This window comes from Trabulsiella odontotermitis, assembly GCF_001297775.1.
Taxonomy (GTDB): domain Bacteria; phylum Pseudomonadota; class Gammaproteobacteria; order Enterobacterales; family Enterobacteriaceae; genus Trabulsiella; species Trabulsiella odontotermitis.
The window spans coordinates 66,393-78,528 of the sequence record NZ_LIFX01000003.1 but is presented as its reverse complement, the minus strand read 5'-3'; the positions used below and the strand labels follow the sequence as shown (position 1 = coordinate 78,528).

Below are 12,136 nucleotides of genomic sequence, written 5' to 3'. Positions count from 1 at the left end.
TTCCCTTATACTTTGCCGGTCACTAAGCGCACCGGTTCGCCAAGCTCTTTCGCAAAGGCGGCGAGAAAATCGTCACTGAAGCGGGCATTGATATTCCAGAACTGGAAGCTCAAATTGCTGAATCCCCAGACAGGTTCCGATCTGAACGCCGGAAGCGGCGAAGGTTGCTGGCACGCGGGACAAATGACGTCCTCATTCCCTTCGGCATTCCACCAGGTCTCAATGAGATCGTAATACTGCTCGCCGATATCCTGCCCACAACCCGGGCAGACAGCTGACGTTATCCCGCCCTGCCCGCTGTGATGCACGACTTTTAGCTCATCAGCAACATCAATGGCCAGATAACCATAGACTTGCTGATCGCAGTGGTCGGCGACCCAGGTAAAGAGCGACAAATCCTCAGGCAAAATAATCTCTGCCGCATTTTTAGTGAGCCGGTATCCCAGTTCCCGGGTCAGAATGCAGCCCGGAAGCGGGTTTCCCACCCACGCTTTTTCCCGCAACCAGGTAAGCATTCGTTTGCCCAGCGCACGCGCTTCTTCTTCCGGGATCATCACGCGTTCAGGAACAATGATGGTGAAACTATCGCTCATAGTCACTCCGTTCAGCCTGCTTTAAATTCAGGATCGCGTCCTGGCGAAAGAAATATTCTTATTTTTACTCATTATGCCATTGCCATATTGGTAAAAATGCCAAAATAGCCACATAAAAAGCGATGTTAGCGTGTCTGGTACCGCTTAGTCACACATATTTACATTCTGACAAACCTATTTTATAGTTCGAATGCCGCTCGTTGCTGGCACATCTCTTTTTTCTAAGGATAAGAAAATGAAACAAATTCTGGGTTTTGATTACCTGTTGACGCCGAAACTGATGGTATTTTTATACTGGCTGTTTATGGTTCTGATCGTGGTGGGCGGCGTTTTCGCTATGATTAACGGTGAACTGCTTCGGGGCATCGGTTCCATTATCTTTGGCCTGATCGGCTGCCGGGTAATGTTCGAACTGATTATGATCGCATTTAAAAATAATGAATATCTGCGTCGTATCGCGGAAAATTCTGATAAAGCGGCACAGTAAGAATATCGATCACTGCAGAGAGCTAACTGCGGAATATATAAAAATAAATCATGAGTAAGCGGCCATAAAATATTGCCGGGCTGGCAAGGCCCGGCAATTTATTATGCGGCATCAGACAGTACAAACATTCCATACGGGTGGATTTCAAGATAATACTGTTCGCCAACATCTGGTTGCAGACGCGTAGCGTTAACCTGCAATAAAATATCCTGATCGTGCCATTTCACCGTCACTTCATACTGCGGCCCCATGTAAGCCACGTGCTGTATCACACAACGCTGACTTTCCTCGCCGCGTTCGCTTAACGTGATGGCTTCAGGGCGTACTCCAACAGTGCCCGTCCCTCCAGCGGTAAAGTGCGCCGGGCGCGGCAAACGGTAACCGAATATATCGACAGACTCCTGGCTAAAGGTGGCCGGGAAGAGGTTGGCATCGCCCATAAAACTCGCCATAAAACGCGACGCAGGCTGGCGGTAGAGATCCTGCGGGGAGCCTATCTGCATAATATGCCCCTTGTTCATCACCAGCACGGTGTCGGACACCGCAAACGCTTCGCTCTGATCGTGGGTAACATACAGCGAGGTGATATCAAACTGCTTTTGCAACTCGCGGATCTTGTCGCGCATGCTGCGCCTGAGGTTGGCATCAAGGTTACTTAAGGGTTCATCAAACAGCAGCACCTTCGGCTTGAGGATCAGCGCACGGGCCAGCGCCACACGCTGCTGTTGACCACCGGAGATCTGATCAACATAGCGGTCTTCGAATCCCTCCAGATCCACCATCGCCAGCGCCTCTTTCACGCGGTTTTTTACATCGCTGCGCGACACGCCGAGCATCTTCAGACCATAGCCGACGTTTTCCCCCAGCGACATATGCGGGAACAGGGCGTAAGACTGAAAGACCATACAGATATCGCGCTGCTGAATAGAGCGATGCGTGACATCCTCGCCATCAATGAAAATCTGCCCTTCACTCGGTTTTTCCAGCCCGGCCACCAGACGTAAAATGGTCGTTTTTCCGCAACCGGACGGACCGAGCAGCGTCACCATCTGCCCCTGCGGGATGGTGAGATTGATGTTGTCGATAACCGTGTTGCTGCCGAACCGTTTGGTGACGTTGCGCAGTTCAACGAAATTTTTCTGACTCATAGTGCGCTCCATTACGCCTGGTTTTTGGCTTTTGAACGGGAGATACGCGCTTCCCCGATCAGCCAGTCAAAGATGAAAATAATCGCCAGCATCACCACGATCAAAATCGAGCCGTAAGCGATCGCCACCCCATATTCACCGTCTTCCACGCGGTTCAAAATATAGGCTGTCGCGACGCGGGTATCCGGCGTCACCAGGAACACGATGGCGCTGACAGTGGTAATGGCGCGCACAAAGCTGTAGATCAGCGCCGACAGGATCGCCGGGCGTAGCAATGGCAGCAGAATGTGCGTGATGGTACGCAGTGAACCGGCACGCAGGCTGAGCGAGGCTTCATCCAGTGATTTATCGATCTGGCCTAACCCGGCGATCCCGGCGCGGATCCCCACCGGTACGTTACGCATGACCATGGAGATGATCACAATCGCCGCCGTTCCGGTGAGATACACCGGTGCGCTGTTAAACGCGAGAATATAGGAGACGCCCGCCACCGTACCCGGTACGGCGAAGCACAACATGGTGGTGAATTCGATGGTCTTTTTGCCTCTGAACTGCTGGCGCACCACGACCCAGGCGATCAACAGGCCGAAAGCGGCAGTGATCGGCGCGGCAATCCCGGCATACAGCAGCGTATCGAGCAGTGACGGCCATGCGCCATCGCTCATCCCCTGACCAAACAGCTTGATGAAGTTATCCAGCGTCAGGGTGTAGTCCACGCCCCAGTTAACAGTAAAGCTACCGTAGAAAATGCTGCCATAAAGCAAGGCGTTGAAGGCTATCCACACCGCCAGAATGGCGATCACACTCCATACCAGCGTCACCGGTAACGGCTGGACATCGCCACGGTATGATTTGCCGGACACCGTGACGTAAGAGCGTTTGCCGATCCACATATACTGAATGCAGAACACCAGCAGCGAGAACAGCAACAGGAAGGCGCCCAGGGTACTGGCGGCCTGATAATCGAGCTGCGAACCGGTAATGTAGAAGTAAATTTGCGTCGCCAGGACGTCAAAGTTACCGCCAAGCACCAGTGGGTTACTGAAGTCGGCCAGCGACTGCACGATGACAATTAAAAACGCGTTCGCCAGCGCGGGTTTCAGCAGTGGCACAAACACACCATTAAAGGTTTGCCAGCGGCTGGCACGCAGTGTGTAGGACGCCTCTTCCAGCGACGGATGAATGGTTTTTATCGCGCCGTCGAGGATCATAAACGCCATCGGAGTGAACGCCAGGACCTGCGCCAGCCAGATCCCCGTAAAGCCATACAACCAGTTGGTGTTGGTCAGCCCGAACCACTCCACCAGAAACTCGGTGACGTAACCGGAACGGCCCATCATCAGCGTAACGCCTAACCCCACCACAAACGGCGGCGTGACAATCGGCAGAATCGAGAAGATGCGCCCGATGATGGCGCTGCGTCTGGCGATGCGGGTGGTATAAATCGCCAGTACCAGACCAAAGAAAGTACACCCTACACCCACTGCAATCGACAGCGCGATGGAGTTAAGGATGACCTGAATAATATGCGCCTGCGACAGCACCGCCATGAATGCCAGCGGCGCAAACTCACCGGCGTCGTTGGTGAACATCGGGATGAAAATCGCGATGCTCGGCCAGACGATAAAGATACCGATCAACGCCACAATCGTCACCAGCGAACCAATGACAAAACGGTCACCGCCCAGCCACTCGAGACGGGTCAGCGCCAGCGTCATAATCGCGCCCAGCGCGACAAACAGCACTATCGTGGCATAGCCCAGACCGCGGCCTTCAACGGTCGCGCTGATGACGATAAACGCCATGCATAAAAACGCCCAGCCTGCATCGAGATAGTGGCGGCGACGCTGCTCCCGTCGGGCTTCCTGCAAAGGGCGAATAAGAAGCAGCCCCGGCAACAAATACCACAGCCAGCTGACCGTAAACTGCGACCAGCCGTACGCCTCTAAAATCTCGTCGCTCGTCGATTCCAGCAGGCCATAATCCAGGCTCCAGCTCGGCAACAGTGCGAATGCCAGCAAGCCCAGTAAAACCCACAGGAATATCGCATCCCGCTTTTTCACGGGATGGAGTGCAATTGTGTGTGACATACGTTTTCCGGTGTCGTAGGCCGGGTAAAGGCGTTAACGCCGCCACCCGGCAAATGAACACAAATGTGGGCTTATTTGCCCATCTTCACATCACTGACCCACTTATTGATCAGTGCCTTACGGACATCGGTCGAGCCGTATTTATCCATGTCGTAGTTGATGAGCTTCAGACCATCGAGCTTCAGCGAGTTCGGCGAGGTTTCTGCGGTGGTGTTGGTCAGGATCTGATAGGACTTACCTTTCTTCCAGGCCAGTTCCTGCGCCTCTTTCGACAGGACCCAGTCCACGAACAATTTCGCGTTGTCGAGGTTACGCGCGCCTTTCAGGATACTGACGCCGCCGATTTCATAGCCGGTGCCTTCGCACGGGGAAATCAGTTCCAGTGGTGCGCCCTGCTCTTTTTCCAGCGAGTAATCATGCAGGAAACCGATGCCGATGGCCGTTTCGCCACGAGCCGCGTTGCGCGCCGGTGCGATCCCGGATTTGGTGTACTGGGAGACGTTAGCGTTCAGCTGTTTCAGGTAATCAAAAGCCTGATCTTCTCCCCACAACTGGGCGAAGGTTGCCAGTGCCGTGTATGCCGTACCGGAGCTTTGCGGGTCAGCGATCTGGATTTCACCTTTGTATTCCGGCTTCGTCAGATCTTTCCAGCACGTCGGGACGGGCAGATTTTTCTCTTTCAGGCGCTGAGTGTTGACGCCGAAGCCGAGAATGCCGACATACACCGCGGACGAGTAGTTGCCTTTCAGCTTCGCCGGATCGCGGAATTTCTCCATTATCTGCTCGAGATTAGGGGATTTGTACGGTTGCAGCAGGCCCATTTCACCGGCCTGAGATTGCGGATCGAGCGTGCCGCCGTACCAGACATCCGCCTGCGGGTTTTTCTTCTCCGCATCGACCTTCGCCAGCGTGCTGCCGGAACCGTTACGGATAAACGACGTTTTCACATCATATTTATCGCCGAAGGCTTTCGTTTCGGCTTCACACATTTCGTTAGTCGCACTGCAATACACCACCAGACGACCTTTTGCCTGCGCCGCGCCGCTCAGGGTGGCCAGCGCAATACCAGAAGCAACCAGGGTAGTAATCAGCGTTTTTTTCATTGTTTTATCCTTTGACCGGGAGAGGTGGTAATGCCCGCCATCAATAGCGGCATCAGCAATAAACCCATGAGTACTGCAGCGACCGAGAGCAAACTAAACATCCCCGACCAGCCGCTACGTTCAATGACCAGCGACAGAGGCCAGCCCGCCAGCGCTGCCCCCAGGTAGGCGAACAGGCCGAGAAAACCGGTGATTGAACCCGCTGCCGCTTTGTGTCCGCATTCGACAGCAGCAAGGCCAATCAACATTTGCGGGCCAAAGACAAAGAAGCCCACCGTAAAGAAACAGACTGTCAATAACGGGTAATGATGAACCGGCGCCAGCCACAGCGCGGCGACAGAAACCATCAACCCCAGCGTGAACAGCAAAATCATCGGCGCCCGCTGACCGCTGAACAGCAGATCCGATCCCCATCCGGCAAACAGCGCACCGAACAAACCGCCCACTTCAAACAGCATTACCGTAGAGTTGGCGCCTATCAGGTTGACGCCATGGCTTTCCGTCAGCCAGATATTGCCCCAGTCGTTGAGCGCAATACGGATCACATACACCAGCACATAAGAGACACCCAGCAGCCAGATCATCGGGTTCTTTAGTATCGTGGCGCGTAACATCTGCCACGATCCCATAAGCGGACTTTGCTGCTCCTGCCTCAGCTCCAGCGGATCGTTACGCCAGGTGCCGACGGTCGGTAACCCCTCTTCCGCAGGCGTGCCGGTGAGTTGCAGCGTTAACCAGACGCCCAATGCCATGCTGATAATTCCCGGCGCCAGCATCGCCGCCTGCCAGCCCCACCAGTGAGCGGCAAAGGCGCTGATCAGTGGTATGAACGCGCCGCCGATGTTGATCGACATATTCCAGCATCCCCACCAGAAACCGCGCTCATTGCGCGAGTACCAGTGAGTCAGCAGCCGGGCGCAGGGAGGCCATCCCCAACCCTGAAAAAAACCGTTCAGCGTCCAGACTGTCAGCAGCAATGTCAGTGACTCGCCAAAGGCGAACACCACGTTCAACAGGCCGGTGGCGAACAGACCCGCGCCCATAAACCAGCGCTGACCGCGACTGTCATGCCACAACCCGGCGGCAAATTTCGACAGGCCATAGGACAGATAAAACAGCGACCCCATCAAACCGATATCGCCTTTATCCAGCCCCAAATCTGTTTGCAGTGCCGGGAGTACGTAATTCACACTTTTACGCGTCAGGTAAAACGCGGCATAACCGATGACCATGCACATCAGCAGGCGCGGACGCAGCGCCCGGTAACGTTGATTAACTTCAGTGGCTGAAGGTGCGTGCATAGCCGTCTCCGTTTTGCTGACTATAAGAAAGTGAAACCGAAAGGAGATGAGAGAAAGTCCAGAACCACTAAGACTTTTTCCTGGTCAGAAGCGGATTTGCTGCAAATTTGTGGGCAGGTTAACAGTTACCCGCGTGCCGCTCTGCGATTCCAGCGTCAGTTCACCACCGAGGGCGCTGATCCGTTCGCGCATTCCCTGGATACCGAATCCGGTAATTTTGCCAGGGTTAATCCCCACGCCGTTGTCTTTCACCTCCAGATGCAGAAAATCCCCCTGCTGGCGCAACTGAATGACAACAGCACTGGCTTGCGCATGTTTGCTGACGTTGTTGAGCAACTCCTGCAACAGCCGGTAGAGCGTGAAACGGACCGTTTCGCTTTCAGGCGTGATGGTCAACAGATAGTCGAACTGGCAATGAATGCCGCGTTCAGCAAAGGCGAACTCGGTCAGCAGATGATGCAGCGCCTCTTTAAACGACATCTCATCAAGGGCGGGTGGACGCAACTGACGCAACAACTGGCGGGTGGAGTGATGAATGCGGCGGGCAAGATCGTTGATTTGCCCGGCGGCGGCCTGAATCTGGGCGGGATCATGCGCCCGTTTCACTAACTGCGACTGGATTTGGATCGCGGTGATGTTCTGACCGATTTCGTCGTGCAGCTCGCGCGCCAGGTTTTTACGCGAGTCCTCTTCGGTGTGGATCAGCTTTTCGGTCAGCGCCCGCCGTGCCGCCAGTTCCGCCTCCAGCCGCTGGCGATAGTGATGCAGGTTCTGCGCCAGATGCTGCTGACGACTGATGGCGATCCCAAGGCCGATGCCGAGTAATGCCTGAACAGCAAGGAAGATTTCCAGCTCAATCAGGTTACTGAATCCCCCACCGACCTGCCGGGCGATGGTGATCATCATGCTGCCCAGCAGGCCAGAGAGCACGCCGCCCTGCCAGCCAAATTTCCACGCCATCACCACGTTGGGCAGGAACACCACAATCAGCAACAGGCGTTCAATCTCCGGTGACAGCACCATCTGGGTACCGATGCCGATAACAAAGAACAGGCTGCACCAGATAATTAACGATGTCCGCAACGGCGGATTGCTGGTATCCAGCCCCAGCAGATGATAGCGATGCTGCTGACGCAGGAACTCGAAAATCAGATAGACGAACGGCGTCAGTAGCACGCCACCGGTAAATGACGCCAGACCGAGCAACATCGCCGGGCTTTTCACAAATGGCGAAAGCAGCGCCGTGTTCAGTAGCGATGTGGCGGTGATTATCGCCAGTAGCAGCGTCAGCCGCTGCCAGTAAAGCGGAAAGCGATGCCAGAAACTCTGCGCCACGCTCGCCGGGATCAGGCTAATCAATGGCGCGGCCAGCAGGATATAACCATTCAGCAACTGTTCGCTGTGCAACCAGAACAGCATGAATACGGGCGGCAGCACCAGCGCAGGCCAGTAACGACGGGAAAGCAGGATCAACAGCGCAAGATAGACGCCGTGTGGAAGAAACAGCGCCGCCTGCTGACCGTTACGGGTGAGATAAAAACCGAGCGTCCACAGCATCAGCCAGCCGGGTCCCCAGGCCAGCACAATAAACAATGAGATCACCCAGTGGCGGAGACTTCGCGACATCAATGCCCCGCCAGCAACTGGTGGTTAAGGGCGAAATGTACCAGGTCGATAGTGCTGTGACATTGCAGTTTGCCCAGCACGTTGGCGCGATGCACATGCACCGTTTTATGGCTGAGGTCGAGCTTAAAGGCGATCTCTTTTACGCTGTCCCCTTTGACCAGTAATTCAAACACTTCACGTTCGCGTGGGGTGAGAACTTCCAGAACCTGCGCCGGTTGTTTCCCGCCACGCAATGCCCGTAACGCATCAGCACACAGATAATGGCCGCCCATACCGACCGAGCGTACCGCCTGCACTAACTCTTCCGGCCCGCAACGTTTGGTCAGATAACCGCTGGCACCGGCATCCAGCGCGCTCTGGACAAACGTTGGCGTGTCATAAATGCTGAGAATAATGGCGCGAAACTGCGGCTTTTGTGTACGTAGTCGTTTCAACAGACTCAGGCCGTTTTCGTCCGGCATGGCGATGTCCAGCACGGCAACGTTGACATCGTTGCGCAGTAACGCAGGCCACGCCTCCGCCGCGCTGCTGTACTGGCCTGCAACGTCGATATCGTCTTCAAGGCTCAGCAATTGCGCGAAACCGGAACGTACCACCACATGGTCATCGACCAGCACCACACGAATCATGTTTATCTTCTCTTACCGATGAATGTTTCTATGATGCCTGCCGTCGCAGTGCTGGCAACCGGTCCGTTGTATTTATGGAATGAATGTAACAAAACGGTAATGGCGGAAAAATGGCGGGGGTTTTTGAAGAAAAAAAGTCGCTGCAACCTTCGTCGCAGCGACTTTCCCTTTTACCGGTTCAGTGAATTAAGGAAATCCACTACCGCTTGTTTCTTCTCTGGCGCGATAGCCATCAGGTCGTTAACCACCGCCCCCGGCGGGATCAGCCCCAACCCGGCAGCGACAAACATCCAGTTCACGACGTGGAACATACCGCGGCGGCCGTAGAGCATGTAGCTTTCAATGTCGAGCAAACGCGGCGCACGAACCTGCATACACTCTTTAAAGGCGCGATAGTTCTCAGTGAGCGGCGTTTTAGCGACGTCCTGCCAGAACTCGGTATCGCGGCGCGGGCAGTCATAGTGCATGCGCAGGAAATCCAGAATCTCCATCCACGACGCAAAGTTGGATTCGTTAAACTCGCGAATCGCGTTATCAGACACCACACCCTGACTGGTGACCAGCACGCGAGTGAAATTACGCACTACTTCAATCATCTGGCCGATCGACGTCGCTTCCAGTGGCTCGACGAAACCGGAGGCCAGACCAACGGTTAACACGTTGCCCACCCAAACCTGACGGTAGCAGCCTGGCTCGAACTTGATCACGTTCTGCTGCGGCGTCACCTCATAGCCCAGATAGTCTTTAATTTCCTGCAACGCATCGTCGTCAGAAATATGTTTGCTGCTGTAAACATAGCCCGCGCCGACTCTGTCGATCAGCGGGATCTGCCACATCCAGCCAGATTTCATCGCGATGGCGCGACTGACCAGATAGGGGTTTTTCAGCGGATGCGGCATGTAGAACGGTAATGCGCGATCCAGCAGCAGGTGTTCCTTAAACGAGTACCACTCGCTGGGCACCACTTTGCCGATGACCTTGCGCGCCAGCCCGGTCGCATCCACGAGGAAATCCAGCTCGATCTTTTCCTGTTCTTTGGTGATTAAGGCCGTGACGTGACCTTTCTCATCCGTCTCAACATGGTCAACAATCACATCCTGGTGAATGATGTTACGCGACAACGCCACCTTTTTAAGGTATTTGGCGATTTTGTAACTATCGAAATGGAAGGAGTTAATAATATCGACGGCCTGATTATTCAGCGCGTTTCTGGCCTCTTCCTGACTGGCATTATTAACGATCAGATCGAAACCTTTGAGATACGAGGTCAGCGGAATACTGTTATTAATCATCGCGGAGAATAACGGGAAATGCCCCAGTTCTTCCCATTTTGATGCTGAGCCATTGGCAGAGGCGAACGGATGGTAGTATTTATCGTCTCTTTCGCCAGTGCGCCACCCTTCGTAGCAAAAACCCCATTTGAAGGTCGCGTTGGTTTCCCGTGCAAATTCATTAAAATCAATATCAACGGACTGTAACGCCGTCTGGAAATTCAACAGGCCGCCTTCGCCAACGCCAACAATGCCTATTTCGGTGGATTCCATGACACGGATTTCCACGTTCGTACTGAATAACTTGCGTAATGTTAATGCCGTATACCAACCGGCAGTTCCACCGCCAAGAACAACAACGCGCTTAATACCTTTTAAACTCAGCATAACTCCTCCATGACAAAAACGGTCGAAACGACGTACGTATCATCTTGTCTCTGAGTATATAATGTTTTTACTCAGCGTGACGCCGACTATAACGTAACATCTGGAGAATTGTTAAAATCCGGGCAACGGTATTCTGACTATTTACCGGGACGATGCTAAGTAATCGCCATCTCTTATCACCACGCATCCCTTTGATTTTATTATTGCACTGGAGAGTTAAAATTTTCCTACCTGAAAGAAAAGAGAAAATCACCAGGATTATTAAGGAAAAATAAGTATTGCGTAAGTAAAAACAACCCAGCTCAATATTTCCACGCACGAGCATCGTGGCGAAAATATTGAGTGGGTTTTCAGATTATCAGAACACGTACTTCATGCTGACGGCCGCTACGTTGTCCGTCATGATACCGGCATTTTGGGTAAAGGTGTTGTCATCCAGCAGGTTAACTTTATAGTCGAGATACGCCTGCATATTTTTGTTGAAGTTATAGGTAAAACCTAAGTCAACAAATTTAACCAGATCCTGACTGTCGTAAGTATTGCCCTGACGATCGGTACCTAAATCTTTACCACGCGTCTGGTTATAGGCGATGAACGGCACCAGGCCGAATTCGAACGCGTAACCGGCATACAGCTCAACCGCCTCAGATGAGTTGGCAAACCCGTATGCGGTGGCGCTCGGTGAACCGAATTTCGCGGCGTTGTACGCCTGGGTATACATCGCCGCCAGGTAGAGTTTGCTGTTGTCGTATTTAATCGCCGTGGTGTAGCCTTCGGCATTACTACCGCCACCCATGATGCCCGGTGCCGCATTTTGTTCATCAGTACGGTTAGAATTAAAGAAGGCGCCCGCGATGCTGATCCCGGCATCAAACTCATAGCTTAAAGAGGCACCAAAACCATCGCCGTTCTGGGTTAATACACTGCGGGTTCCCGCTTCAGCCGCACCGCTGTCATTTTTACCCTGGTACTGTAATGCAAATTTCAGCCCATCAACCAGACCAAAGAAATCCGTGTTGCGGTAGGTGGCAATGCCGTTGCCGCGCTTGTACATAAACTGGTCTGAGCCGTAGGTTGAGGCATCGAACTCTGGCTGCATGTCGGTATATGCCGCGGCATCATACAAGATCCCCGTATTACGGCCGTAATCGATGGAGTTATATTGCGCAAAGCGCAGACCGGCAAACGCGTAACGGGTAAAGGCTGTGTTGGTGTTTTCAGCCTGGTTACCCTGCACCTGATATTCCCAGCGACCAAAACCAACCAGGTCATCGGAAACTTGCGTCTGACCTTTGAAGCCAAAGCGCATAAAGGTTTTGTCGCCATTCGAGCCTTTATCGTCAGAAAAATAATGCAGCCCGTTGATAAAACCATATAAATCTAATTTATTACCGTCTTTATTATAAATTTCCGCTGCATGAGAGGCTGCAGAAAAAAGCATGACTGGAATTAAAAGTGTAAGAGCACGGGTTTTCATTTAAATATCCTTCACCAAAGTTCA

At 53.3% G+C, this 12,136-nt stretch carries 10 protein-coding genes; 1 reads left to right on the top strand and 9 read right to left on the bottom strand.

Going from position 1 to position 12,136, the window contains the following annotated elements:
* Positions 1–5: 5 nt before the first annotated feature.
* Complete coding sequence (locus AOY23_RS03915; RefSeq protein WP_054177531.1) at positions 6–593, bottom strand: hypothetical protein; 588 nt, start codon at positions 591–593, stop codon at positions 6–8.
* A 235-nt stretch (positions 594–828) separates the two neighbouring features.
* Between AOY23_RS03915 and AOY23_RS03910 the strand changes: the two genes are divergently transcribed.
* Positions 829–1,080, top strand: coding sequence for a DUF4282 domain-containing protein (locus tag AOY23_RS03910; RefSeq protein ID WP_054177530.1), 252 nt, complete (start codon positions 829–831; stop codon positions 1,078–1,080).
* A 101-nt stretch (positions 1,081–1,181) separates the two neighbouring features.
* Here the strand turns inward: AOY23_RS03910 and fbpC are convergent, their stop codons facing one another.
* From fbpC to ompC, 8 genes are all read right to left on the bottom strand, one after another.
* Positions 1,182–2,228 carry a ferric ABC transporter ATP-binding protein gene (fbpC, locus tag AOY23_RS03905; RefSeq protein WP_054177529.1) on the bottom strand — a complete coding sequence of 349 codons (1,047 nt, stop codon included), beginning with the start codon at positions 2,226–2,228 and terminating at the stop codon, positions 1,182–1,184.
* An 11-nt stretch (positions 2,229–2,239) separates the two neighbouring features.
* Positions 2,240–4,318 (bottom strand): ABC transporter permease, encoded by a 2,079-nt coding sequence (locus AOY23_RS03900; protein ID WP_054177528.1) that lies wholly within the window; start codon positions 4,316–4,318, stop codon positions 2,240–2,242.
* A gap of 71 nt (positions 4,319–4,389) precedes the next feature.
* Positions 4,390–5,421 carry an ABC transporter substrate-binding protein gene (locus AOY23_RS03895; protein WP_054177527.1) on the bottom strand — a complete coding sequence of 344 codons (1,032 nt, stop codon included), beginning with the start codon at positions 5,419–5,421 and terminating at the stop codon, positions 4,390–4,392.
* Positions 5,418–6,746, bottom strand: a complete 1,329-nt coding sequence (gene uhpC, locus AOY23_RS03890; protein WP_268807185.1) for an MFS transporter family glucose-6-phosphate receptor UhpC — start codon at positions 6,744–6,746, stop codon at positions 5,418–5,420. Before uhpC ends, AOY23_RS03895 begins: the two co-directional genes overlap by 4 nt.
* 60 nt (positions 6,747–6,806) lie before the next feature.
* Positions 6,807–8,348 carry an MASE1 domain-containing sensor histidine kinase gene (locus AOY23_RS03885; protein ID WP_054177525.1) on the bottom strand — a complete coding sequence of 514 codons (1,542 nt, stop codon included), beginning with the start codon at positions 8,346–8,348 and terminating at the stop codon, positions 6,807–6,809.
* Positions 8,348–8,977 carry a response regulator transcription factor gene (locus AOY23_RS03880; protein WP_054177524.1) on the bottom strand — a complete coding sequence of 210 codons (630 nt, stop codon included), beginning with the start codon at positions 8,975–8,977 and terminating at the stop codon, positions 8,348–8,350. The genes AOY23_RS03885 and AOY23_RS03880 overlap by 1 nt, the downstream gene beginning before the upstream one ends.
* A 170-nt stretch (positions 8,978–9,147) precedes the next feature.
* Positions 9,148–10,635, bottom strand: coding sequence for a tryptophan halogenase family protein (locus AOY23_RS03875; RefSeq protein ID WP_054177523.1), 1,488 nt, complete (start codon positions 10,633–10,635; stop codon positions 9,148–9,150).
* Between the two features lie 358 nt (positions 10,636–10,993).
* Positions 10,994–12,112, bottom strand: a complete 1,119-nt coding sequence (gene ompC, locus AOY23_RS03870; RefSeq protein ID WP_054177522.1) for a porin OmpC — start codon at positions 12,110–12,112, stop codon at positions 10,994–10,996.
* Positions 12,113–12,136 lie beyond the last annotated feature (24 nt).

Excerpts from the sequence above, each read along its gene's own strand:
- AOY23_RS03915 (WP_054177531.1), bottom strand. The coding sequence starts at position 593 with ATGAGCGATAGTTTCACCATCATTGTTCCTGAACGCGTGATGATCCCG.
- AOY23_RS03910 (WP_054177530.1), top strand. The coding sequence starts at position 829 with ATGAAACAAATTCTGGGTTTTGATTACCTGTTGACGCCGAAACTGATG.
- fbpC (WP_054177529.1), bottom strand. The coding sequence starts at position 2,228 with ATGAGTCAGAAAAATTTCGTTGAACTGCGCAACGTCACCAAACGGTTC.
- AOY23_RS03900 (WP_054177528.1), bottom strand. The coding sequence starts at position 4,318 with ATGTCACACACAATTGCACTCCATCCCGTGAAAAAGCGGGATGCGATA.
- AOY23_RS03895 (WP_054177527.1), bottom strand. The coding sequence starts at position 5,421 with ATGAAAAAAACGCTGATTACTACCCTGGTTGCTTCTGGTATTGCGCTG.
- AOY23_RS03885 (WP_054177525.1), bottom strand. The coding sequence starts at position 8,348 with ATGTCGCGAAGTCTCCGCCACTGGGTGATCTCATTGTTTATTGTGCTG.
- AOY23_RS03880 (WP_054177524.1), bottom strand. The coding sequence starts at position 8,977 with ATGATTCGTGTGGTGCTGGTCGATGACCATGTGGTGGTACGTTCCGGT.
- AOY23_RS03875 (WP_054177523.1), bottom strand. The coding sequence starts at position 10,635 with ATGCTGAGTTTAAAAGGTATTAAGCGCGTTGTTGTTCTTGGCGGTGGA.
- ompC (WP_054177522.1), bottom strand. The coding sequence starts at position 12,112 with ATGAAAACCCGTGCTCTTACACTTTTAATTCCAGTCATGCTTTTTTCT.